At 64.8% G+C, this 24,822-nt stretch carries 13 protein-coding genes; all 13 read right to left on the reverse strand.

Going from position 1 to position 24,822, the window contains the following annotated elements; translation table 11 throughout:
• Positions 1 to 2: 2 nt before the first annotated feature.
• Complete coding sequence (locus AC1PLA_RS10000) at positions 3 to 1,079, reverse strand: protein-glutamate methylesterase/protein-glutamine glutaminase (protein ID WP_104541965.1); 1,077 nt, start codon at positions 1,077 to 1,079, stop codon at positions 3 to 5.
• Positions 1,076 to 1,672 (reverse strand): chemoreceptor glutamine deamidase CheD, encoded by a 597-nt coding sequence (gene cheD / locus AC1PLA_RS10005; protein WP_024937701.1) that lies wholly within the window; start codon positions 1,670 to 1,672, stop codon positions 1,076 to 1,078. Before cheD ends, AC1PLA_RS10000 begins: the two co-directional genes overlap by 4 nt.
• Entirely contained in the window at positions 1,669 to 2,538 is an 870-nt protein-coding gene (locus tag AC1PLA_RS10010; RefSeq protein WP_024937700.1) for a CheR family methyltransferase, read from the reverse strand. The genes cheD and AC1PLA_RS10010 overlap by 4 nt, the downstream gene beginning before the upstream one ends.
• A gap of 207 nt (positions 2,539 to 2,745) precedes the next feature.
• Positions 2,746 to 5,127, reverse strand: a complete 2,382-nt coding sequence (locus tag AC1PLA_RS10015) for a methyl-accepting chemotaxis protein (protein ID WP_481106087.1) — start codon at positions 5,125 to 5,127, stop codon at positions 2,746 to 2,748.
• A gap of 84 nt (positions 5,128 to 5,211) precedes the next feature.
• The gene (locus tag AC1PLA_RS10020; RefSeq protein WP_005993867.1) at positions 5,212 to 5,595 is read right to left on the reverse strand and encodes a hypothetical protein; all 384 of its coding nucleotides are present in this window, start codon (positions 5,593 to 5,595) and stop codon (positions 5,212 to 5,214) included.
• 171 nt (positions 5,596 to 5,766) lie between these two features.
• A complete protein-coding gene (locus AC1PLA_RS10025) occupies positions 5,767 to 6,252 on the reverse strand; it encodes a chemotaxis protein CheW (RefSeq protein WP_016904902.1) in 486 nt (161 codons plus the stop codon).
• Positions 6,253 to 6,383: 131 nt separating this feature from the next.
• Complete coding sequence (locus AC1PLA_RS10030; RefSeq protein WP_024937698.1) at positions 6,384 to 7,169, reverse strand: flagellar brake protein; 786 nt, start codon at positions 7,167 to 7,169, stop codon at positions 6,384 to 6,386.
• Positions 7,170 to 8,596: 1,427 nt separating this feature from the next.
• The gene (locus AC1PLA_RS10035; protein ID WP_481106088.1) at positions 8,597 to 11,269 is read right to left on the reverse strand and encodes a methyl-accepting chemotaxis protein; all 2,673 of its coding nucleotides are present in this window, start codon (positions 11,267 to 11,269) and stop codon (positions 8,597 to 8,599) included.
• Positions 11,270 to 11,609: 340 nt separating this feature from the next.
• The gene (locus AC1PLA_RS10040) at positions 11,610 to 13,874 is read right to left on the reverse strand and encodes a methyl-accepting chemotaxis protein (RefSeq protein WP_102254159.1); all 2,265 of its coding nucleotides are present in this window, start codon (positions 13,872 to 13,874) and stop codon (positions 11,610 to 11,612) included.
• 519 nt (positions 13,875 to 14,393) lie between these two features.
• The gene (locus AC1PLA_RS10045; RefSeq protein ID WP_481106089.1) at positions 14,394 to 16,652 is read right to left on the reverse strand and encodes a methyl-accepting chemotaxis protein; all 2,259 of its coding nucleotides are present in this window, start codon (positions 16,650 to 16,652) and stop codon (positions 14,394 to 14,396) included.
• Between the two features lie 666 nt (positions 16,653 to 17,318).
• A complete protein-coding gene (locus AC1PLA_RS10050) occupies positions 17,319 to 19,793 on the reverse strand; it encodes a methyl-accepting chemotaxis protein (RefSeq protein ID WP_481106090.1) in 2,475 nt (824 codons plus the stop codon).
• Between the two features lie 108 nt (positions 19,794 to 19,901).
• Positions 19,902 to 22,151, reverse strand: coding sequence for a methyl-accepting chemotaxis protein (locus AC1PLA_RS10055; RefSeq protein ID WP_481106091.1), 2,250 nt, complete (start codon positions 22,149 to 22,151; stop codon positions 19,902 to 19,904).
• 389 nt (positions 22,152 to 22,540) lie between these two features.
• Positions 22,541 to 24,799, reverse strand: coding sequence for a methyl-accepting chemotaxis protein (locus AC1PLA_RS10060; RefSeq protein WP_166773563.1), 2,259 nt, complete (start codon positions 24,797 to 24,799; stop codon positions 22,541 to 22,543).
• Positions 24,800 to 24,822 lie beyond the last annotated feature (23 nt).

Here is a 24,822-nt window from a genome sequence, read left to right on the forward strand (position 1 = left end):
GATCAGCGTGCCTGTGCCGACAGCGCGATCAGGCGCTCGGCAACGCGGCTCAGCGGCACCACTTCCTGCGCGGCACCCAGTTTGTAGGCGGCGCCGGGCATGCCCCACACCACGCTGCTGGCTTCGTCCTGCACCAGCGTGGGCGCGCCGGCCTGCAACATTTCCAGCAGGCCGCGTGCACCGTCGTCACCCATGCCGGTGAGGATGGCGCCGACCGCATTCGGGCCGGCGTTGGCGGCCACGGAGCGGAACAGCACGTCCACCGCCGGCTTGTGGCGATTGACCGGCGGGCCGTCGTCGATGCGGCAGCGCCAGCGCGCACCGTCGCGGATGATGCGCAGGTGCTGGCCGCCCGGCGGCAGGTAGGCGTGGCCCGGCAGGATCGCCTCGCCATCGCTGGCCTCGCGCACCGACATCGCCGAGTGGCGATTGAGGCGCTCGGCGAAGGCGGTGCTGAAGCTGGCCGGCAGATGCTGGGTCATCACCACCGCCGGGGCATCGGCGGGCATGTGTTCGAGCACCACGCGCAGGGCTTCGGTGCCGCCGGCCGAGGCGCCGATGGCGATCAGGCGGTCGGTGGTGCGGAAGCGCAGCGCGCTGCCGGGAACCGGTGCGGACTGCATGTCCAGGGTGACCTTGGGCGCGCTGGGACGATTGAGCGCGCTGACCTTGGCCTTGGAGGCCATCTTGACCTTGCTGACGATTTCTTCCGCGTAGCCTTCCAGCCCGCGTGCGACGTCGATCTTGGGCTTGGAGACGAAATCCACCGCACCCAGCGACAGGGCCTGCAGGGTGGTGTCGGCGCCACGCTCGGTCAGCGACGAAATCATCACTACCGGAGTGGGGCGCAGGCGCATCAGATTTTCCAGAAACACCAGGCCGTCCATGCGCGGCATTTCCACATCCAGCGTAATCACGTCCGGATTGAGGCGTTTGATCTTTTCACGCGCCAGGATCGGGTCGGCGGCCGAGCCGATCACCTCGATGCCGGCATCGCGCGAGAGGATTTCGGTCAGCATCTGGCGTACGACCGCTGAGTCGTCGACGATCAATACACGCACAGGAGTTTCCAGCGTCATTCGAACAACTCCACTCCACCGGTAACCGGTGCTTTGGACAGACGGGCGCGCACGGCCGATTCGGCGGCGGCGACTTCGGCTTCGTGTGCATGCGGCAAACGCTGCACGACCACGCGTCCGGTCGTCGGGAAGAACCACACCTTGCGCGGATGGATGCCGCACAGATCTTCGGCAATGATGGGAATGTGTTCGGCCTGCAGATACTGGCGCACGAACTCGGCGTTGCGGGTGCCGACCGGGTTGCTGGTGAAGCCCTTGAGCACGTTGGCGCCACCGAAGACCTTGGCTTCGATGCGTTTGCGATGCGCGCCGCGCTTGAGCATGTCGTTGATCAGCAACTCCATCGCATAACTGCCGTAACGCGCGGGTGCGCCATCGCCAACCTGGCCTTCCGGCAACAGGAAGTGATTCATGCCGCCGATCTTCAGGACCGGGTCGCGCAGGCAGGCGGCAACGCACGATCCCAAGGTGGTCGTCAACGCGGTGTCGTCGTCGACCACCAGGTACTGGGTGGGCAGCAGCTTGGCGGTGATGGTCTGGAACCGCGAATCGCGGTAGCGCATGACATCGTCGACCTGCACGGCGGTACTCATGCAGACGCTCCCGCGCGCGGGCTGCGCCGATACAGCGTGCGCCCGCACGGCTGGATCAGATCGGCCGCGTGCAGGTAGTTCTCCGAATGCCCGGTGTAGAGCAGACCGTCGTCGCCCATATGGCTGACCAGCCGCGACAGGATGCCGCGCTGGGTCGGCTTGTCGAAATAGATCATCACGTTGCGGCAGAACAGCGCCGCGTACGGGCCGCCGACGTCGTAACGCGGTGCCAGCAGGTTCAGCTGGCGGTATTCGATGAGCTGGCGCAACGCCGGGATGACCCGGCACTTGCCTTCGTTGGGGCCGCTGCCGCGCTGGAAGTACTTGCGCTTGATCGATGCGTCCAGCGAGGCGACGCGGTCGATGGCGTAGACGCCGCGCGAGGCGGTTTCCAGCACCTGGGTGTCGACGTCGGTGGCGACGATGCTGACCGGCGGGGTCAAGGTGCCGAAGGCTTCGCAGGCGGTGATGGCGATGGAGTAGGGCTCCTCACCGGTCGAGGCCGCGCACGACCAGATCTTCAACGGTGCCTGCGAGGCGCGCTTTTGCAGTTCTTCGCGCAGCTTGTCGAAGTGGTGCGGCTCGCGGAAGAACGAGGTCAGATTGGTGGTCAGCGCGTTGGTGAACGCCTGCCATTCCTCTTCGTCGTTGCCTGCTTCCAGCTGGTCCAGGTAGTCGCGGAAGGAGCGCAGGCCGAGCACGCGAAGACGACGCGACAACCGGCCATACACCATGTCGCGCTTGGCCGGAGCCAGGGCGATGCCGACACGCTGATAGATCAGGTCGCAGACGCGCTTGAAATCGCGGTCGCCAAAATCAAATTCGCGTGTGTCTGAAGCGGAAGTCGAGGTGGTCGTCATATCCATGCGCGTCGTTAGCTATGACTGGATATCGGCCACGTGGTCATGCAACTGAAGCACCAATCACGTATTGCAGACAGTCGGGTCTGCTGACGGTGCCCGGCGCGGCGTGGGCGGTGCGATCGCACCCGGCGGCGGGGCAGCGCGCGCTGCGCCGAGCGCAGATACACCAAGCCCCGGCAGTGCCGGGGCTTGGTGGGGGACAGCGGTGGATCAGAACTCTTGCCAGTTACCGTCGGCCAACGCGGCCTGCGGCTTGGCCGGACGTGACGAGGTGGCCGCTGCGCGTGCAGCCGGTTTGGCTGCGGACTTCACCGCCACCGGGCGCGAGGCGACCGCGCGCACGCGGGCGGCGGGGGCGGCCTGGGAGGCCGGCTCGTCCAGCTTGAACACCGACACCGCTTCGGCCAGGTGGCCGGCCTGCTCTTCCATCGAGCGTGCGGCCGCAGTGGCTTCTTCCACCAGGGCGGCGTTCTGCTGGGTGGTTTCGTCCATCTGGGTGATGGTCTGGTTGACCTGCTCGATGCCGGCCGACTGCTCCTGCGAGGCGGCGGAGATCTCGCCCATGATGTCGGTCACGCGCTGCACGCTGGCCACGATCTCGGCCATGGTCGCACCGGCCTTGCGCACCAGTGCCGAACCCTCGGCCACCTTGTGCACGGAGTCGTCGATCAAGCCCTTGATCTCCTTGGCCGCACCGGCCGAACGCTGTGCCAGCGTACGCACTTCCGAGGCGACCACGGCAAAGCCGCGACCCTGTTCGCCGGCACGGGCGGCTTCCACCGCTGCGTTCAAGGCCAGGATGTTGGTCTGGAACGCGATGCCATCGATGACCGAGATGATGTCGGCAATCTTCTTGGACGAGGCTTCGATGCCCGACATGGTGGTGACCACCTGCGAGACCACGTCGCCGCCCTGCGAGGCCACGCCGGTGGCGCCAATGGCCAACTGGTTGGCCTGACGGGCGCTTTCGGCGTTCTGCCGGACGGTGGAGGTGAGCTCCTCCATCGAGGCAGCGGTTTCTTCCAGGTTGGCGGCCTGCTGCTCGGTACGATGCGACAGGTCGCTGTTGCCGGAGGCGATCTCGCCGGCCGCCGAGTTGATCGCGGTGGACGAGACCTTGATGCGCCCGACGATGTCGGCCAGCTGCTCGGCGGTGGCATTGGCATCGTCACGCATCTGCGCGAACACGCCGCTGAATTCGCCGTGCATGCGCACGGTCAGGTCGCCGCGCGACAGCGCCGACAGCAGCGCGGAGATCTGCTCCAGGCTGCCGGCGTTGGCATCCAGCAGGCCGTTGAGCTGCTGGGCCAGCTGCAGGAAGAAGCCCTGCTTGCCGTCGGTTTCCACCCGGCCGCTCATGTCGCCGCTGGCGGCGGCACGCACGATGCGGGCGACTTCTTCTTCAACCTGGACTTCGATGGTGCGGTCGCGCCATTCGCAGACATCGCCGGTGCTTTCGCCCTGCTCGTTCTTGATGACGGTGACGGTCTGCATCATCACAAACTCGCCGTAGCGCTCTTCGAAGCTGGTGATGCCGTCGCGTTCCAGTGCTGCGATGGCCTTGCGCACGGTCGTTTCGGGCAGGCCGAGATAGCTGATGTGCTGGCCGATGATCTTGCTGGCTTCAAAATCGGGCGAGGACAGACGAATGCTGCCTTCGTAATGCGTGACCAGCTTCATGAACGCCTCGTTGGCGTAGATCATGACCCGGTCGGCGTTGGTGATGAAGGTGCTGGTGGATGATTTGTCCAGCGCGGTACGGATGCGCAGGTTTTCGTCGGCGATCTTCTGATCGCGTTCGATGCGTTCCTTCAGGTCGCGCTGCATGCGGTGCATGGAGCGCATCAGTTCGCCCACTTCGTCCTGGCCCTGCACATTGATCTGGCCATCCAGCTTGCCGCTGGCGATTTCGGTGGCGGTGGAAACAGCGCCGCGCATGCTCTTGACGATGGAACGTGCGAATAGGAATGCCAGGCCCAGACCACCGGCGATGCCGATCAACAGCACCATCACGGTCAGCGAGACCGAGGTGGCATGGACTTTTTCGGCCTTGTTCTTGGCAGCCTGCGCCAACGTGTTGTCTTCGACGATCAACGCGGCCAGCGAATCCTTGGCCTTGTTGTGCAGGGTGCGGGTCTCGCCGACAAAGGTGTCGACGGCATCGTCGGGCAGATTGAGCTCGACCATTTCGTCGACGCTGGCGTAGGAGGCCGCTGCCTTCTTCCAGTCCGCCACGAACACGTCGAACAACTTCTTCTGCTGCGGGCTCTCGATCAGGCGGGGGTAGCCCTTGATCGTGGCTTCGATTTCGCCATGGAGCCGCTTGGCGCGGACCTTGGCTTCCTGCTTGACCGAGTCGCTGGCGCGTACCAGATTCTGATAAGACGCATTTCGATATTCGCCGAGCATGCCGCGCAGGTCGCCTGCTTCGCGCACGCTGGACATGGTATTGCCGGCCAGATCGCGGGTGACGTTATTGAGCGACGCCAGGCCGGCATAGGCGATGATGCCCTGCACCAGCATGATCAGCAGCACGATGCCGAACGCCAGCATCAGCTTGGGCATCAATTTCAGATTGTTGATCCATTGCATTGACACGATTCCCCGATAGAAGTCAGTGCGCATAACCGCAAACAGCAGATCGCCACGCGCGAGGGCGTGGCGATCTGTGGGCGATTACTTGATGGTGGCCAGCTTCAGGCTGGCCGGCGAGCTGACTTCGATTTCGGCACGCGAGCTGTCGCGCTGGATCTTGCCGAGCACACAGACGTCCTTGCCTTCCAGGCTTTCCGGGGCAAAGCTGAACTTGCCGCGGTTGGCGCCGTCGATGCGGGCCGAGAAGGTGTGACGCGGGAACATGCCGCCCATGTACAGGAAGGTGGGTTCACCTTCCGAGCTCTGGGCGTACTTGGCCTTTTCGACCTTGCCGCACACCATGCCGTCCTTGCCGACGAAACGGGTCGCCATTTCCGGCGGAATCATTTCCTGCGACTGAGCCGACAGCGTGGGAGCAACGATCACGAGAGCAGCGACGGGGAGGAGCGAGAGCAGGAACTTCATTGGGATTCTCCAGAATCAAAAGTCGAACGGTGACCCGTTTGTGTACGCGGGCTTCTATTCAGCTATCGGCTAGCCGCCGTTCAACTTGAATCCGAAAAACGTGATTTCTATCTCACTTCAACTTCGTTGTGCGTCTCGTGTCGGGAAGCTCCCGACACCAGATGGTCTGAATCAGGCCGCTTCTTCGGCCAGTTGCTGCTGACCGAGTTCGGTGCTGTCCAGCAGGGTCTCGATATCCAGCAGGATCAGCATGCGGTCGTCCTGGGTGCCGATGCCCGAGATGAAGCGGGTGTCGACCGAGGCGCCGAATTCGGGGGTGGGGCGGATCTGGTCGTCGTTGAGTGGAATCACGTCCGAGACGCTGTCCACCACGATGCCGACCACGCGGTCTTCGACGTTGAGCACGATCATCACGGTGAAGGCGTCGTAGCGCGCTTCTTTCAGGCGCAGCTTCAGGCGCAGGTCGATCACCGGCACGATGGTGCCGCGCAGGTTGATCACACCCTTGATGTAGTCCGGTGCGTCGGGCAGGCGGGTGACCGAATCGTAGCCGCGGATTTCCTGCACCTTCAGGATGTCCACGCCGTAGTGTTCTTCGCCCAAGGCGAAGCTGAGGAATTCACCACCGGTGCCGGTGGTCGTGCTTTTGTCGTTCATGGAAACTCCGGGCGTTGCGGCTGAGTGTCGGATTGCAGCTATAGGAAAAGCATGCGGATGAGGATTGCCCTAGCAACATCGGCGCAGCGCAGGGCAACTTTAGCCGCGCGCCGTGGCTGGTGCGGGTGGGTTCAGAACACGCCGCTCTTGCGCGCATTGCGCTGGCGGTCGACCCGGAAGATGTAGCGCTGGATGGTCTCGTCCGCGCCGCGTGGCAGGTCGCTGAACTGCATGCCGACGCGGAAACCTTCGCTGCCGTTGGGCAGGGTTTGCTTGTACTGGCTGCACACCGTCAGCGGCAGGGTGATCGGAGCGGTGTCTGGCAACTGCAGCGTGCAATTGCGGTAGGTGCGCTGCGGTTCGAGCAGGGGCATGCCATCGGTGAGCGAGACGGCCAGGCCACCGCTGCTGATATCGATCACGCGCAGCTGCAGGTTGAGATTGCCGCCCTGTGCTTCGTCCTGGCGAATGATGCAGATGGGCGAGTCGGTGATCGGCGTTTCCAGCCGGTATGACTCGCGACGCTGCAGGTGATACATCGCCTCGGGCAGCTCGGCGCGGAAGGCAACGTGGATGTCGCGCTCCAGCCGCTCGGGCGTTTCCAGGCGGAAACGGATATTGACCCGTTCCAGCTGCGCGTAGCACAGCAGGTACTTGGCGTCCTGGATGGCGCGGTTGGAGGCTTCGTTATGGCTGCCGTCCAGAATCACGCAGTCGTCGTCTTCGTCCACCTCGAGCACGGCAGTGGGCACGGCCATGTCGCGCCCGGCCACATGCATGGTCACGATGGCGCGCTGATCGAGCAACTGGCGCAGCAGGCCACGGATCTGCCGTTTATTGCGCAGCAGATAGCGCTCGTCACCTTCGGCAAGGTGGTCGGCGTCGTGGTCCAGCTCTGAGGTATCGCCTTGGGACATGGGCACAAGCACTGTGGATGCGGGAAGACGCCGGAACGGTTGTCCCGGCGTCGCCTTGATATCGGCGGCAAAGCGAAATCTTTAAGAGCGGCTGACAAAAACTATTGCATGAAGCGTTGGTTGCTTTGGGTGTTGTGTTCCCAGTGGCTGGATAGTGCACATGGATCAAGTGTAGAGCGCGTGGTCCTGCCGCTTGGCTGCAGGGTCCTTGCCCGCCCACCATCGCGGGACACGCCGCAAGTACGTCCGTGTAGGCTCTTACGCGGCATCCATGCCGCGTAAGGTCCCGCGACGGTGAGAGGGCAAGGACTTTCGAGGTAGTCGGTGTGCGTGGTTGTAGGTCTCGATTTCTTCAGGCGTTGTGCTTCGATGGGCTTGGATGGTGCGGATACATCAGTCGCAGAGCGGGTGATCTGCGACTTTGCTGCAGGGTCATTGCCCGCCCACCATCGCAGGACACGCCGCAAGTACGTCCGTGTAGGCTCTTACGCGGCATCCATGCCGCGTAAGGTCCCGCGACGGTGAGCGGGCAATGACCCGTCGAGATGGTCGGTGTCATAGTGGAAGCGACGCATGACGTGCGCTGGTCGGCTCACTAAGCGTTCGATCAACCTCTGACCATTTTCCCTTCGCAAGCCGAGCAATACGCTTTCAAGAAAGCAGCCGACCAACTCCCTGGTGCGATGTCCTTGCCGGTTGCGGGACCCTTGGCGGCATGGATGCCGCCAAGGAGCCTCCATGGATGGATTCACGGCGTGTCCCGCGAGCGGTGAGGGCACCGCGCACTCGACTCACCGAGCTTTTGATCTGAGCATCTGATCGCGTCTGAACGCGGCAACGATTCCAGGGTCTCGTTTTTTCAGGCGCTGTGTTTCGATGGGCTTGGATAGTGCGGATACATCAGTCGCAGAGCGGGTGATCTGTGACTTTGCTGCAGGGCCCTTGCCCGCCCACCATCGCAGGACACGCCGCAGGTACGTCCGTGTAGGCTCTTACGCGGCATCCATGCCGCGTAAGGTCCCGCGACGGTGGGCGGGCAAGGACCAGTGAAGATGGTCGGTGTGCACGGTAAGAGCAGTGCTTGATGCGCGTTGTTCGGATTGCGCGTTCAACAATCTTCTATCACGAGCCGCACAACAAGCCTTCAAGAAAGCAGCCTGCCAACTGTCTGGCGCGGTGTCCTTGCCGGTTGCGGGACCCTTGGCGGCATGCATGCCGCCAAGGAGCCTCCATGGACGGATTCACGGCGTGTCCCGCGAGCGGCGAGGGCACCGCGCACTCGACTCACTGAGCTTTTTGATTCAATCAGGATCGCGCCTAAACGACGCGACGCAGTCTTCGCTGACGGATTCACGGCGTTTCCGCGAGCGGCGAGGGCATCGCGCCCTCGATTTACATATTCGATGGGCGCGTCGTCGTCTGTCGCATCAGGTGTAGGCGTGGCGTGCGTTGGCCAGCAAGGTGTTCAGTTGGTCCTGCTGTTCCAGGCGGAACACGGCCACTGCATCCACCAGTTGCGCGGCCTGGTCTTCCATCGCGCGTGCAGCCGCTGTGGCTTCTTCCACCAGGGCGGCGTTCTGCTGGGTGGTTTCGTCCATCTGGGTGACGGTCTGGTTGACCTGGGTGATGCCGGCGGCCTGCTCGCGCGAGGCGCTGGTGATCTCGCTCATGATGTCGGTGACGCGCTGCACCGAGCTGACCACCTGCTGCATGGTGCTGCCGGCTTCGGACGCCAGTGCGGCGCCGTTGCCGATGCGGGTCACCGAGTCCTGGATCAGGTGCTTGATCTCCTTGGCTGCGCCGGCCGAACGCTGTGCGAGCGTACGTACTTCCGAGGCGACCACGGCAAATCCGCGGCCCTGTTCGCCGGCGCGGGCGGCTTCCACTGCCGCGTTCAAGGCCAGGATATTGGTCTGGAAGGCGATGCCGTCGATGACGCCGATGATCTCGGCGATCTTCTTGGACGAGGTGTCGATGTCGGCCATGGTGGTGACCACGCGGCCGACCACATCGCCGCCCTGGGCCGCCACGCCGGCAGCGTCCAGCACCAGCCGATTGGCCTGGTCGGCGTTGTCGGCATTCTGCTTGACGGTGGCGGTGAGCTCCTCCATCGAGGCGGCGGTTTCTTCCAGGGCGGCGGCCTGCTGTTCGGTGCGACGCGATAGGTCGCCATTGCCGGTGGCGATCTCGGTGGCGGCCGAGTTGATCGCCAGCGAAGAGTCCTTGATCCGGCGCACGATGCCGGCCAGTTGGTCGGCGGTGGCATTGGCGTCGTCGCGGATGGTGGCGAACACGCCTTGCAGGTCGCCGTCCATGCGCGCGGTCAGATCGCCCTGCGACAACGCAGAGAGCAGGGCGGACACGCGCGACAGCCCGTCCGCATTGTTGTCCAGCAGCGCGTTGAGTTGCTGGGCGAGCAGCAGCAGGAACCCCTGCTTGCCTTCCAGGCCGACGCGCTCGCTCAGGTCGCCGGCGGCGGCGGCCTGCACGATACGTGCGACCTCCTGTTCCACCTGGACTTCCTGGGTGCGGTCGGCCCACTCGACCACAAAGCCCATGCGCTCGCCGGCCGCGCCCAGCACCGGGTTGACCACCAGCCGCATGGTGCGGCCACCGACATGGATCTGCGCGGTGTGGGTGCCGGTGAGCTGGTCGAGCATGCGTGCCTGGTGCTCGGGCTTGCGATGGAACTGGTCGATGCTGGCATCGATCAGCGCATCGGCATCGAAGTTGGGCAGGTCGCGGCGCAGTTCGTCCTGCACGCTCTTGAGCATGCGTTGCAGCGGGCGGTTGACGTAGATGATGCGGCGATCGGCATCGGCGATCATCACGTTGGTGCTGACATCGTCCAGCGCGGTGCGCACGCGCAGCGCTTCGCTGGCGATCAGCTGATCGCGTTGCAGCCGCGCGCGCAGGTCGTCGCGCATGGCGCGTGCATTGAGCAGCAGGCGACCGAGTTCGTCGTGGCGGTCGATCTCGATGGGATTGTCCAGGCGCCCGGCAGCGACGTCGCCGAGCACGCGTTCCACCGCCAGCAGCGGGCGGGTGACCATTTTGCGCGCGGCGATGAAGACCACTGCAATGCACAGGCCCAGCACCACCAGCGAGAACAGCAGCATGCTGCCCATCAGCTCGTCCAGCGGGCCGTCGATGGCGCTGCGCGGCTGGGTGCCGATCACCGCCCACTGCCACGGCGCGTAGCGCTGGGCGGTGACTTCGAAGGCCTGGGCGTTGCCCTGGGCATCGCGCAACTGCAGGTTGGCGCTGGGCTGCTTGCCGTCCAGCACCGACTGCAGCAGCGATTGCTGCTCGGCCGGCACCAGCGCCGCCAGCGTGGCCGGTGTGCCCGGCGGTGCGGCGATGACCTGGCCCTGGTGCTCGCCCGGCGCCATGTCGACGATGAGGAAATAACCGTCCTGGCCCAGCTTGGTGGTGCTGACCTGCGCCTTCAGCGCGGCCAGGCCCTGGGTGTAGTTGCGCCCGACGAACAGGGCGCCGATCACCTCGCCGGCGGCATTGCGCAGCGGCTGGTAATGGGTCATGTACTGCTCGCCGAACAGCTGTGCCTGGCCGGTGAAGGCCTTGCCTTGCGACAGCGCGGCGTAGGCCTTGCCCTTGCGGTCGAGCAGGGTGCCGACCACGCGTTCGTTCTGCTTGTTGCGCAGCGAGGTGGTGATGCGCACGAAGTCGTCGCCGGTGCGCGCGAAGATCGTGGCGACCCCGCCGGCGGTCTGCGCAAAGCGATCCACCGCGTCGACGTTGAGGTTCAGTACCTGCTTGCCGGCCCGCAGCGACGGCGTCTGCTGCTCGCCGATGACGACGGTGCTGGCGGTGTCGAGGCTGCGCTCGCCGCTGGGGAGCATGGTCTCGAACACGCTGCCCAGGCGCTGGGTGCCCTCGGTCAGGGTGACGTCGTACATCGCCACCGACTGCTGCATCAACCGGGTGCTGGAGCGCAGCTCGGCCTTGACCTGGGATTCGATGTCGTCGGCGGACTGGCGGTAGATGGTCAGGGCCAGCAGGCCGAGGGAGAGCGCAATCACCAACGTCAGCAGCGCGGACAGCCGGGTGCCGACGGACAGGCGGTTGAAGGAGTGCATGAGGGATCGACCTTGCCCGGGGGAGGGCGTTACGGATGCGTGAAGTCGATAGCGGCCGTTTATGCAATTAATTGATGGTTTGTGTCGAAATCCGCACAATTGTCCAGTTCGCTTGCCGGATTAGGCGGTTGCCGCACTGTGGCGATTGTTAGTTTTTGATGAAATATGACGCGTCGCCTGACGCTCCGTCTGACGCCCGCCGGCCGATGTAGACCGATGCCCGGAACAAAAAAAGGGCCGCTTCCCTCGCTAGGAAGCGACCCTCAAGATTCGTCACCGAATCAAACTACGCTCGAATGGTGTTTCTGGAGATTGCGGGTGTCACGCGTTGCGGTGGGGCTCAGAACTCCTGCCAGTCGCTGGGGCCTGCCGTGGCTGCCGCTGTCGCCGTGCCTGCGGTGCTGCGGCGTGGCGCTGCGTTGCTGCCGGCACGTGCGGTCGGGCGGGCGGCAAAGCGTGCATTGACCGGCGCAGCGACCATCGACGCGGGCTGACGTGCGGCCGGGCCCTGCTCGACAATCTTGAACACGGCCACCGCCTCGGTGAGCTGCTGGGCCTGTTCTTCCATCGCGCGGGCGGCGGCGGTGGCTTCTTCCACCAGCGCGGCGTTCTGCTGAGTAGCTTCGTCCATGTGGGTGACGGTCTGGTTGACCTGCTCGATGCCGGCCGACTGTTCCTGCGAGGCGGCGGAGATCTCGCCCATGATGTTGGTGACACGCTGCACGCTGGCGACGATCTCTGCCATGGTCTTGCCGGCCTGGTCCACCAGCTGCGAACCGTCGGCCACCCGCTGCACGGAGTCGTCGATCAGGCTCTTGATCTCCTTGGCCGCCGCCGACGAACGCTGTGCCAGGGTGCGCACCTCGGAGGCGACCACCGCAAAGCCGCGGCCCTGGTCGCCGGCACGCGCCGCTTCCACGGCGGCATTCAAGGCCAGGATGTTGGTCTGGAACGAGATGCCGTCGATGACGCTGATGATGTCGGCAATGCGCTTGGACGAGGCCTCGATGCCGCTCATGGTGTCGACCACCTTGCTGACCACCTCGCCACCCTGCGAGGCCACGCTGGCGGCACCGATGGCGAGTTGATTGGCCTGGCGTGCGCTTTCGGCATTCTGGCGCACGGTGGAGGTGAGTTCTTCCATCGAGGCAGCGGTTTCCTCGAGGTTGGCGGCCTGCTGCTCGGTGCGCTGCGACAGGTCCTGATTGCCGGCAGCGATCTCGCTGGCGGCGGCATTGATCGAGGTGGCCGAGTGCTGGATATGCCCGACGATGCCGGACAACTGGGTCGCCGTTGCGTTGGCGTCGTCGCGCATCTGTGCGAACACACCCTTGAACTCGCCGTCCATGCGCGCAGTCAGGTCGCCCGCCGCAATCGCACGCAGGATGCCCGACAACGACTGCAGGCTGCCATCGGCGGTGGCCATCAACTGGTTGAGGCTCTCGACCATGACGCGGAAATCGAACTGGAACTGCGCCGCATCGCCGCGTGCGCCGAAGTCGCCGTCGGCAGCGGACTGCGCCAGCTGCTTGATCTGCTGATTCATCGCCGCCAGGTTGGTTTTCACCTGCGCCATGGTGTCGGTCAGCCTGGCCTTTTCGCCGGGCAGCGCGTCCATGTCCTCGCTGAGGTCGCCGATGGCGTAGCGGCCCATGATCTGCGCAAGACGCAGCGTGACCTGGACGTGGCTGTCGACCAGGGCGTTGGTATCGCCGGCCATGCGGCCGTAGTCGCCCGGGAACGCGTCGGCATCCATGCGGAAGCTGATCTGGCCGTTGTCGTGGCGCTTGGCCATGTCCAGCTGCGCGGTGATCAGGTTGCGCACCTGCGACTGCATCTTGTCCATTGCCTGCAGCAGGCGGCCGGTTTCGTCGCTGGCCTCGCTGTGCACTTGGTTATCGAGCCGGCCGTCGGCGATCGCCTCGGCGGCGCGCGTGGCGCGGTTCAACGGGCCGGTGAGGCTGCGGGTGATCGTCCAGGCCAGCAGGGCGCTCAGCAGCACCACGGCCAGGCCGCCGCCGATCAGCATGGCGCGGCCACGCGCCATCGAGGCATTGGCCTGGTCGTAGGCCAGCTGGCTGCTCTTGCGCTGCGCGTCCGAGTAGGTGCGGATCGCATCCTGCCAGCGCTGGGTGGCCGGTGCGGCGCGTTCGAGCAGGATCGGCATGGCCTGGTCGACCTTGCCGGCCGTGCCCAGTTCGCGCACCTGCTGGTTATGCGCCAGCGCCTGCTCGCGGGTCAGATCCAGCGCGTTGCGCAATTGCTGGTCGTGCGCGTCGGCGGGGAACGCGTAGAGCTTCTCGCGCAGCTCCTTGTAGCGGATGCGCTGGGCGTCGATCACTTCGCCGAACTGGCGATTCTGCTCGGCAGTGGTCGGCAGCACGATGTTGCGCAGGTTCAACGAGATGGTGGCATTGGCGTCCAGCATGTCGGTGGCGTACTGGATCATCGCCATGTTGCGGTTGACGATGGTGTCCAGGCGCTCACGCGCCTGGCTGAGCGTGTACAGGCCGGCGGCCACCAGCGCGCAGGACAGAAGGATCAACACGCCGAAGGCCAGGGAGAGGCGCTTGCCGACGTTGAAGCGGTGCAGAAAGGAATTCATGGAGTGACCTGAGCGAATGTGCCGTTAGGTGGACTGGCATGCGATGCAGTGCTGGAGCAGTGCGTCGCACGTCATCCCTTGTGTGATGCGTCGGTCAGATAACGGCGTTAGAACTGCTGTATTGAGGCAAGCCGGGCTGGCCGGTAAAGCCGGGTCTCAGGCACGTGACTGCCATGTGTACAAGGGGTAGGGAATTGGTGGGGGTGTGTCGGGAATTTCCCTAGAAAACACCCGTTTAACGTGGTTTTGGAGGCAACGCGATAGAGTCCGGCTTGCACGATGTGAAGTGCGATTTCACGCTGGCCGCGGTGCATGCGGGCTTGCGGGCAGCTGGCATGGCGCGCACAACGTAAAACGGCACCGCGTGTGCGGTGCCGTGGTGAACTTGCTGCGGATGCGGAGTGCACGGCCGCGTGCTCGTGCGTGGTGTCGAGCGTATGGATCCCGCGCACCGTGCACGCCGGTTGCAACAACCGGCGTGCACTGCTGTCGATGTGCTGACAGTGCTTGCTGGCGGTTTTAGAACTCCTGCCAGTCGCCCACGTCGTTTGCCGTTGCCGACGCAGCAGCGGTGCTGCGGCGCACCGGCGCGGCCGTGCTGGTGCGGGCGATCGGGCGCGGTGTGCTGCGGGCGTTGGCGGGCGCATTGGCAATGGCCGACAACTGGCGCGCCACCGGTGCGTGTTCGGCAACCTTGAACACGGCCACCGCTTCGGTGAGCTGCTGGGCCTGTTCTTCCATCGCCCGTGCGGCGGCAGTGGCTTCTTCCACCAGCGCGGCATTCTGCTGGGTGGTTTCGTCCATCTGGGTCACGGTCTGGTTGACCTGCTCGATGCCGGAATACTGCTCCTGCGACGCAGAGGAAATCTCGCCCATGATGTTGGTGACGCGCTGCACGCTGGCAACGATTTCGGCCATGGTGGTGCCGGCCTGGTCGACCAGGGTGGCACCCTGGGTGACCTTGTCGACCGAGTCGTCGATCAGGTGCTTGATCTCCTTGGCGGCACCGGCCGAGCGCTGCGCCAGCGTGCGTACTTCGCTGGCGACCACCGCAAAGCCGCGACCCTGTTCGCCGGCACGCGCCGCTTCCACCGCGGCATTCAGGGCCAGGATGTTGGTCTGGAAGGCGATGCCGTCGATGACGCTGATGATCTCGGCGATCTTCTTCGACGAGCTCTGGATGTCGGACATGGTGGTGACCACCTTGGCCACCACATCGCCGCCCTGCGAGGCCACTGCTGCCGCGCCGATGGCGAGCTGGTTGGCCTGGCTGGCGTGCTCGGCATTCTGCTTGACGGTGGAGGTGAGCTCTTCCATCGAGGCAGCGGTTTCCTCCAGGTTCGCCGCCTGCTGCTCGGTGCGCTGCGACAGATCCTGGTTGCCGGAGGCGATTTCGCCCGAGGCCAGGCCGATCGCATCGGCAGCGGTCTGGATGCGGCCCACGATGCCGGCCAGCTGTTCGGCGGTGGCGTTGGCGTCGTCGCGCATCTGTGCAAACACACCCTGGTACTGGCCACTCATGCGTGCGGTGAGGTCACCGGCGGCGATCGACTGCAGCAGGCCGGACAGCGACTGCAGGTTGCCGTCGGCGGTGGCCATCAGGTTATTGAGGCTTTCCACCATCACGCGGAAATCGTACTGGAAGCGCTCGGCATCGCCGCGGGCGCTGAAGTCGCCGTTGGCGGCGGCCAGTGCCAGCTGCTTGATCTCGGCGTTCATCGTCGACAGGTTCAATTTGACCTGATTCATTGCCGTGGTGATGGCGGCTTTTTCGCCCGGCAGCTGCGGCATGTCTTCGCTCAGGTCACCGATCGCATAGCGCTCCACCAGATGGATGGTCTGCATCTTGACCTTGATGTGCGCGGCGACCAGCTCGTTGGTGTCCTTGGCCATGCGGCCGAAGTCGCCCGGGAAGGCGCCGGCATCCATGCGGAAGCTGATCTGGCCGTCATCGTGGCGCTTGGCCATGTCCAGCTGTGCGGTGATGAGGTTGCGCACCTGGCCCTGCATGCGATCCATGGCCTGCAACAGGCGGCCGGTTTCGTCGTTGGACTGCGTGCGCACGTCGTTGTCGAGATTGCCGTTGGCGATCGCTTCGGCAGCGCGGGTGGCCTGGGTCAACGGGCGCACCAGGCTGCGGGTGATCAGGAAGCCGAGCAGGGTACTGAACAGCACCACCGCCAGGCCGCCGCCGATCAACATCGCGCGGCCGCGGGCCATTTCTGCCGTCGTGGCCACATAGGCTTCCTGGGTGCGCTGACGCTGCAGATCGGAATACTCCGTCAACGCGTCCTGCCAGTTCTGCGTGTTCGGTGCGGCCTTTTCCAGCAGTAGCTTGAGTGCCTCATCAGCCTTGCCGGTCAGGCCCAGCTGCGCGACCGCTTCGTTGGTCTTGCGGGCCTGGTCGCTGGCAAGGTCGATCCGTTCGCGGATCTGGGTGGCCTGGGGCGAGGCAGAAAATTCATACAACTTGCGGTGGGTCTCTTCGTAACGCTTCAGCTGGTCCTTGATGATGGCGTAGAAGCGCAGATTGTCTTCTTGCGAGGTCGGCAAGACGATGTTGCGCAGCTGCACGGCGATGACCGAGGTGGCGTTGGTCATGTCCTGTGCGTACTGCATGATCGTGATGTTGCGGTTGACCACCGTGTCCATGCGTTCGCGGGCCTGCGCCAGCGTGTAGAGGCCGGCGGCGACCAGCGCGCACGACAACAGGATCAGCGTGCCAAAGGCGAAGCTCAGGCGCTTGCCGACGTTGTACCGTTGAAGAAGAGCGATCATTTGGGGGGTCTCGAGGCAGTTGGCAAGGAAGGACAAGACGCGTCGGGGAGGACGCGTGGGCGGTACACGGGTGCAGCGGGCAGGCATCCAACCGATCCATCACCCGGGCCACAGCGTGGTGACCCCAGCAATTGCAAGGCAGGTATGCGTGCGTGGTAGGTAACGGCCGGTGCCTGGACGACTGAACGCGTGCCCACCGCTGCGTATGGGTGGCCGTCACTGAAGTGACGCGCATGTGCACAAATGGACCGGAAACGTCGATGGGAGCGCTATCAACACCAATGCATCCATCGGCGGATTCACATCTGTCTCACCCTTTTGGGCGCGGTGCGACGTTGCCGTTGCGAGATGGCCGGATGGAAATCCCTGGCCGATGCAGTGATGGGGCCGGCTATGCGACGTTGTCGCAGCGGCGTGCGAGAGCAGGGCATTGCCTGCGCCAGACATCAAACGGCTGCCGGGCAGATTGACGTCGGGTCCGCAGCGGACGTCATGCCGCTGCGTTGGTTCCAGTCTGGAGGCAGCGCTTGATTGCGCGGCCCAGGCGGTGTTGCTCGGCCGCGATCGGTCAGCACACCGGCGCCGGCGACCCTGTTGCACGAGGGCCCTATGCGCTGGCCCACATGTGTACGGCCTCGCGCGCATGCAGCTGCGCGCGCAACCGCCTTACGCGGCGCGCACCAGCCTGGCCGGCCTGGCAGCGGCCTGCAGCTGGAACACCGACACCGCATCGCGTAGCTGCTGCGCCTGTGCTTCCATCGAACGTGCTGCGGCGGTGGCTTCCTCCACCAGCGCGGCGTTCTGCTGGGTGGCCTGGTCCATCTGCGCGATGGTCTGGCCGACCTGTTCGATGCCCTGCGACTGCTGCTGCGAGGCTTCGCTGATCTCGTGCATGATCTCTGTGACGCTGTGCACCGAATCGACGATGTCCTGCATGGTGCGGCCGGCCTGGCTGACCAGCACATTGCCTTGCTCGACCCGGCTCACCGAATCGTCGATCAGCTGCTTGATCTCCTTGGCCGCGCCGGCCGAGCGCTGCGCCAGGGTACGTACCTCGGAGGCGACCACCGCAAAACCGCGCCCCTGTTCGCCGGCGCGTGCCGCTTCCACCGCCGCATTCAGGGCCAGGATATTGGTCTGGAACGCGATGCCATCGATGACCGAGATGATGTCGGCGATCTTGCGCGAGGCGGCCTGGATGCCGGCCATGGTGCCGACCACTTCGCCGACTACCGTGCCACCTTGCGAGGCCACCGCGGCGGCACCGACCACCAGCTGGTTGGCACGCCGCGCATGCTCGGCGTTGTTGCGCACGGTGGAGGTGAGTTCTTCCATCGAGGAGGCGGTTTCTTCCAGGTTGGCGGCCTGCTGCTCGGTGCGCTGCGACAGGTCCTGGTTGCCGGCGGCAATCTCGCTGGCGGCATCGTTGATGGCGTCGGTGGACTGCTGGATGCGTCCGACGATATCGGCCAGCTGCGCCACGGTGGCATTGGCATCGTCGCGCATCTGCGCGAACACGCCGTGGAAGTCGCCATGCATGCGGGTGGTGAGGTCGCCGGCGGCAATGGCGCGCAGCACGCTGGATAGCGCGCCCAGATTGCCATCGGCGGTGGCCATCAACTGGTTGAGGCTCTGCACCATGGCCAGGAAGTCGTGCTGAAAGTGCTGTGTATCGCCACGCACGCTGAAATCGCCGTTGGCCGCAGCCTGCGCCAGCAACTTGATCTCGCTGTTCATCGCAAACAGGTTGCGCTTGACCGCATCCATGGTGTCGCTGAACACGGCTTTTTCGCCGGGCAGGCGGTCCATGTCCTGGCTCAGGTCGCCGATGGCATAGCGCGACATGATCTGCGCCAGCTTCATCTTCACCGCGATATGCGTGCCGACCAGGGCATTGGTGTCGCGCACCATGGTGCCGTACGCGCCCGGGAAGCTCTCCGCGTCCATGCGATAACTGATCTGGCCGGCGTCGTGGCGCTGGGCCATCTCGCTCTGCGCTGCCAGCACGCGCTGCAGCTGCTCCTGCATCCGGCGCATGTTGTCGAGCAACTGGCCGGTTTCATCGCGGCTGGGCGCGGCAATGTGTTCGCCGAGCTGGCCTCGGGCGATATTGGCCGCCACCGCAGCGGCGCGGCGCACGTTGCGGGTCAGCCGCGACAAGGTGTACCAGCCCAGCGCCGCGATCAGCACCGCCAGCAGCGACAGCCCGGCAATGGCCTGCCACATCGCGTTGCGGGCATCGGCCAGGTGGCGTTCGGACTGGCGCTGCAGGGCCTGCAGCGAGACGCTGCTGAGCGCCTGCATGGCTTGGCCGAGATCGTCGAGCGCAGCGTTCCACTGGGTGTCGGCGTTGGCGTCGCTGCCGTCCAGGGCGGTGCCGAGCGCGGCCAGCGCTGCGGTTGCACGCGTGGTTTCGGTCTTGGCGGCATCGGCCAGGGCGGGGTCGGGTTGTTCCAGCAGGCCCATCGCCTTGTCCAGCTCATGCCGGAAGCGCGCATGGCTGCGGGCCAGCTGGCCGAGCTGTTCGCGCAGCATGGCGCGGCTGTCGGCCGCCTGCGACGGGTCGCTGGCCGCATCCAGGCGGGTCAGCGATTCGGTGGCATCGGGACTGTAGATCAGCGTGGCCACCACCAGGTGGTAGCTCTCGATATAGGGGGTGTAGACCAGCTGGCTGTCGTCGCGCAAGGCGTCGAGCGCAGCAAACGCCTGCTCGCTGACCGCGGCATAGCCGTCTGCAGCGGCACTGGCAACGTGACGCTGCTGCAGGCCAAGCAAGGCCTTCTGGCTGCGTTCGAAGCCCGGCATCGTGGCGGTGGTGGCCAGCAGTTGTTGCAGATCGCGATCGGCGCGCGTGGCCGCGGCGCGGGCGGTGCTGCCGCTGTCGACGTGGGCGGCGTGCAGGTCGGTGATCAGGCCCAGCATCTGCCCGAGCGGCGCGTAGCTGCGCAACTCGTTGCTGCTGATGGCCACACTTTCGTTGAGCTTGCCGCTGTACAGCAGTACCGGAATGACCAGGCCGGCCAGCGCCAGGATCCCGATCATGCCGAGCTTCCTGGCGATCGCCAGATCATCCCAGCGGCTGCTCCAGCGCTGCGGAGAGGGTGGGGCGGTCTGCGGCGACAGCGCGGGCGAAGTGGTCATGGAGGGTTCTCATAGGCGTACGCAGCCTATCGGCCGATAACAGTTATGCCTTGAGCCGGTCAGCATCGATGCCGCCCGGCTCCATTCAGACTGTTGTGCTCGCTTGGCTCAGAACTCCTGCCAGCTGGCGTCGTTGCTCGGCGCGGTGGCCACGGGGCGCGGCTTGGACGCGGCGGTGCGTCCGGCCGCGACCACCTTGGCCTTCAGCGCGGGAGTCACCACCGGCCGCGCCGCGGCGGTGCGCACCGGCGCCAGGGCATAGCCGGCATCGGTCTTGAACACCGCCACCGCGTCGGTGAGCTGGGTGGCCTGGTCTTCCAGCGCACGTGCGGCGGCGGTGGCTTCCTCCACCAGCGCGGCATTCTGCTGGGTGGTCTCGTCCATCTGGGTGACGGTCTGGTTGACCTGCTCGATGCCGGAGGATTGCTCCTGCGAGGCAGCGGAGATCTCGCCCATGATGTCGGTGACCCGCTGCACGCTGGACACGATCTCGCCCATGGTCTTGCCGGCGCTGTGCACCAGCACCGACCCTTCGGAGACACGCTGCACCGAGTCGTCGATCAGCCCCTTGATCTCCCTTGCGGCCGCGGACGAGCGCTGCGCCAGCGTGCGCACTTCCGAGGCGACCACGGCAAAGCCGCGGCCCTGCTCGCCGGCACGGGCGGCTTCCACCGCCGCGTTCAAGGCCAGGATGTTGGTCTGGAACGAGATGCCGTCGATGACCGAGATGATGTCGGCGATCTTCTTGGACGAGGCTTCGATGCCGCTCATGGTCTCGACCACCTTGCTGACGATCTCGCCGCCCTGCGAGGCCACGCCGGCCGCGCCGATGGCGAGCTGGTTGGCCTGGCGCGCGCTCTCGGCGTTCTGCTTGACGGTGGAGGTAAGCTCTTCCATCGAGGCGGCGGTTTCTTCCAGGTTGGCGGCCTGCTGCTCGGTGCGCTGCGACAGATCCTGGTTGCCGGCCGCGATCTCGCTGGCAGCGCCCTTGATCGACACCGCCGAGGCCTTGATGCCGCTGACGATTTCGGCCAGCTGCGTGGCGGTGGCATTGGCGTCGTCACGCATCTGCGCGAACACGCCGCGGAAGTCGCCGCTCATGCGTGCGGTGAGGTCGCCGGCGGCGATGGACTGCAGCAGGGTGGAGAGCGACTGCAGGTTGCCGTCGGCGGTGGACATCAGGTTGTTGAGGCTTTCCACCATCAGGCGGAAGTCGTACTGGAAGCGCTCGGCATCGCCGCGGGCACTGAAGTCGCCGTTGGCCGCCGACACGGCCAGGTGCTTGATCTCGGTATTCATCGCACCGAGATTGACCTTGACCTGCGCCATGGTCTCGCTGAGCACGGCCTTTTCGCCGGGCAGTTTCTCCATATCCTCGGACAGGTCGCCGATCGCGTAGCGGCCCATGATCTGCGCCAGGCGCATCTTCACCGCGATATGCGAGCCCACCAACGTGTTGGTGTCGTGCGCCATGCGGCCGTACTCGCCGGGGAAGGCAGTGGCATCGATGCGGAAGCTGATCTGGCCGTCGTCGTGGCGCTTGGCCATGTCGGTCTGCGCGGCGAGCAGGTTGCGCAACTGCAGCTGCATCTTGCTCATCGCCTTGAGCAGACGGCCGCTTTCGTCGTTGAATTGGGTGTCGACGTCGTTATCCAGTTTGCCGCCGGCAATCGACTCGGCTGCGCGGGTGGCCCGGCTCAGTGGCTGGGTGAGGCTGCGGGTGATCAGCAGGCCCAGCACGCCGCTCAGCAGCACCACCAGCAGCGAGCCGCCGACCAGCAGCTTGCGCGAGTCGTCCATGGATTGCAGTGCGACCGCAGAGGCCTCACCAGCCAGCCTGTCCTGCAGGGCGATGTTCTCGGCGATCTTGTCCTGCCATTGCTGCATCGCCGGCGCGGCCTGGGTCAGCAGCAAGGGCAGCGCCTCATCGCTGTGGCCGGTCATGACCAGATCCATGACCTTGTCGTTCAGGACCTTGGCGACCGCACGGCGGCGATCGATTTCCGCCCGGATGGCCTTGCCTTCCTCGGAAGGCGGAATTGCATACAGCGTTTCGCGTGCCTTGAGGTAATCGGCGCGCGCGGTCTTGATGATCTCGATGAACTTGAGATTATCTTCATTGGAGGTCGGCAGGACCACGTTGCGGATCTGCATCGCAATGATGTAATTGGCATTCATCATGTTGTGGGAGAGGCGGATCTTCTCCATGTTCTGGTGCACCAGATGGTCCACCAGCGCGCGTGCAGAGGTCAGGCCGCGGTAACCGATAAACGCAATGATGCCGGATAATACGATCAGGACAGCAAAAGCCGCCGCTAGTCGAGGGCCGACGTTGTAGCGTTGGAGAAGTGCAGTCATGACAGATCCTGGAAGGCTTTAGGCGATGGATGGGAGCGACCAGGCAACGCCAACCAGTGTCTGCGTGACATGTCGCTATGCGCAGTAACGGCGCGCGATCGCATCACTGAATACCTCGATATCAAAAAAATATATAACTCGGTCAGGCTTGTGAAAAATATAAGTCGCCAGGGGTGGAGTTAATCGGGTTTTGTAATCGCTACCGGCGGAGATAATGCCGAACTCGACAATAGGCATATTGCTACATAAGTAAAAGGTTATTTTAAAGTTGTTTTATTGCCTATCGGGTTGATATGTCTTTTAAAAACGATGCGGCAATAAAAAAGCCGCGCTTTCAGGAGCGCGGCTTGTGTTTCACAGCGGCCAGTGCGCGGCCGCTGCGGCGTTTCCTAGAACTCGGCCCAATCCGATTCGTTGGACGGTGCCAGCGCCACTGCGGCGCGTGCAGCGGGCCTGGCGACCGGCGGCTTGGTCGCCGTTGCGCTGGCGGCGGCAGGCCGCTTGGCAGCGATCTGGCGCACCACCGGCGTGGCACGCGTCACCGCTTCCAGTTCGGCCGACAGGCGGAACAAGGCCACCGCTTCGGTGAGCTGCTGCGCCTGTTCTTCCATCGAACGCGCGGCGGCGGTGGCTTCTTCCACCAGCGCGGCGTTCTGCTGGGTGGCTTCGTCCATGTGGGTGACGGTCTGGTTGACCTGCTCGATGCCGGCCGACTGTTCCTGCGAGGCGGCGGAGATCTCGCTCATGATGTCGGTCACGCGCTGCACCGAGGAGACGATCTCGCTCATGGTGGTGCCGGCCTGGTTCACCAGCGCCGAGCCTTCGGCCACCTTGCTGACCGAGTCGTCGATCAGGCTCTTGATTTCCTTGGCGGCGCCGGCCGAACGCTGCGCCAGCGTACGCACTTCGCTGGCGACCACCGCAAAGCCGCGGCCCTGTTCGCCGGCACGTGCCGCTTCCACTGCTGCGTTCAGGGCCAGGATATTGGTCTGGAACGCGATACCGTCGATCACGGAGATGATCTCGGCGATCTTCTTGGACGAGGTCTGGATACCGGACATGGTGGTGACCACCTGGCCGACCACGCTGCCGCCGTGCGAGGCCACATCGGCGGCACCGATCGCCAGCTGGTTGGCCTGGCGTGCGTGTTCGGCATTCTGCTTGACGGTGGAGGTGAGCTCCTCCATCGAGGCGGCGGTTTCTTCCAGGTTGGCGGCCTGCTGTTCGGTGCGCTGCGACAGGTCCTGGTTGCCGGCGGCGATTTCGCCAGCGGCGGTGTTGATGGCCAGGGTGGAGTGCTTGATGCGCCCGACGATGTCGGTCAGGCGCTGGGTGGTGGCATTGGCATCGTCGCGCAGGCGCGCGAACACGCCGTGGAAGTCGCCATCCATGCGTGCGGTCAGATCGCCTTCGGCCACGGCGCCGAGCAGCTGCGACAGCTTGCCCAGATTGCGGTCGCTGACCTCCATCATCGAGTTCAGGTCCGCCACCATCACCGCGAAGTCGTACTTGAAGCGCGCCGCGTCGCCGCGTGCGCTGAAGTCGCCGGCCGCTGCGGCCTGCGCCAGCTGCTTGATCTCGGTGTTGATCGACAACAGGCTGGCCTTGGCCGCATCCATCGCCTCATGCAGGATGGCGCGGCTGGCCGGCAGACGGCGTGCGTCCTGGGTCAAATCGCCCTGTGCGTACTGGTTGAGGATGCGCACCGCGTCGGTGATGGCATCCAGATGCTCGAAGATCATCGTGTTGATGCCGCCGGCCAACGTGCCGTACACGCCGGGGAAATCCTCCGGCATGCGGTGGGTGATGTCTTCGGCCGCATGCAGGTGCGACATGCGCGCGGTCTCGTCGCTGAAGCGGCGCAGCATCTGCGTCATGCCGCCGGTGGCTTCGAGCATCTGGCCGATTTCATCGTTGCTGGTCTTGTTGACCTGCACGCTCAGATCGCCACGCGAGACCGCCTTGATGGCGCCCAGCGCCTTGGACAGCGGATTGGTGATGCTGCGTGCGATCAGCCAGCCAAAGGTCACCGACAGCGCGGCCATCAGCAGCGTGCCGATCAGCAGCACCGCGCTGGTCAGCTTGAACGAGGCGTCGCTGGCCGCGACCATGTCGCTCAGGGCCTTGGATTGCTGTGCATACAGCTTGTCGACCGAGGCGAACAGTTCCTTGCGGATCTCGCCGGACTGCTTGCGCGAAAATTCCATCGCCGCAGCGCGGTCGGGTTCTGCATAGAGCTTGCGCAGCTGCTGGTTGGCGGCGAAGTAACGCGTGCTGGCATCGCTCAGCTTCGCGTATTCGGCCTGCAGCGGCGAGCCGGCGCCGATCTTGGCGTCCAGCAGTTTTTGCGTCTCGACGTACTTGGCCTGGATCTCGTCCATGCGCTTGAAGAACATCGCATAGCGTTCCGGATCGTCCAGATTGACGAACTGGCCCACTTCATAGACGCGGAATTCGCCGGCAAAGCCACGCAGCTCGGACAGACGGCTCAGCACCGGCACCACGTCCTGGTTGATCAGGGTGGTCTGCTGCTGCATCTGCTGCATGCGCGAAAAGCCGAGCCCGCCGAGTAGGGCAGTCAGCACGGCACTCAGGCAAAAGGCAAACATCAGTTTGCGGCGGATCGGCCAATCGTTGAACTTGTTCATCAGTAACTCCGGGGCATTGCGCA

It is taken from the genome of Xanthomonas sp. NCPPB 1826, assembly GCF_056725285.1.

Excerpts from the sequence above, each read along its gene's own strand:
- AC1PLA_RS10000 (WP_104541965.1), bottom strand. The coding sequence starts at position 1,079 with ATGACGCTGGAAACTCCTGTGCGTGTATTGATCGTCGACGACTCAGCG.
- cheD (WP_024937701.1), bottom strand. The coding sequence starts at position 1,672 with ATGAGTACCGCCGTGCAGGTCGACGATGTCATGCGCTACCGCGATTCG.
- AC1PLA_RS10010 (WP_024937700.1), bottom strand. The coding sequence starts at position 2,538 with ATGGATATGACGACCACCTCGACTTCCGCTTCAGACACACGCGAATTT.
- AC1PLA_RS10015 (WP_481106087.1), bottom strand. The coding sequence starts at position 5,127 with ATGCAATGGATCAACAATCTGAAATTGATGCCCAAGCTGATGCTGGCG.
- AC1PLA_RS10020 (WP_005993867.1), bottom strand. The coding sequence starts at position 5,595 with ATGAAGTTCCTGCTCTCGCTCCTCCCCGTCGCTGCTCTCGTGATCGTT.
- AC1PLA_RS10025 (WP_016904902.1), bottom strand. The coding sequence starts at position 6,252 with ATGAACGACAAAAGCACGACCACCGGCACCGGTGGTGAATTCCTCAGC.
- AC1PLA_RS10030 (WP_024937698.1), bottom strand. The coding sequence starts at position 7,169 with ATGTCCCAAGGCGATACCTCAGAGCTGGACCACGACGCCGACCACCTT.
- AC1PLA_RS10035 (WP_481106088.1), bottom strand. The coding sequence starts at position 11,269 with ATGCACTCCTTCAACCGCCTGTCCGTCGGCACCCGGCTGTCCGCGCTG.
- AC1PLA_RS10040 (WP_102254159.1), bottom strand. The coding sequence starts at position 13,874 with ATGAATTCCTTTCTGCACCGCTTCAACGTCGGCAAGCGCCTCTCCCTG.
- AC1PLA_RS10045 (WP_481106089.1), bottom strand. The coding sequence starts at position 16,652 with ATGATCGCTCTTCTTCAACGGTACAACGTCGGCAAGCGCCTGAGCTTC.
- AC1PLA_RS10050 (WP_481106090.1), bottom strand. The coding sequence starts at position 19,793 with ATGACCACTTCGCCCGCGCTGTCGCCGCAGACCGCCCCACCCTCTCCG.
- AC1PLA_RS10055 (WP_481106091.1), bottom strand. The coding sequence starts at position 22,151 with ATGACTGCACTTCTCCAACGCTACAACGTCGGCCCTCGACTAGCGGCG.
- AC1PLA_RS10060 (WP_166773563.1), bottom strand. The coding sequence starts at position 24,799 with ATGAACAAGTTCAACGATTGGCCGATCCGCCGCAAACTGATGTTTGCC.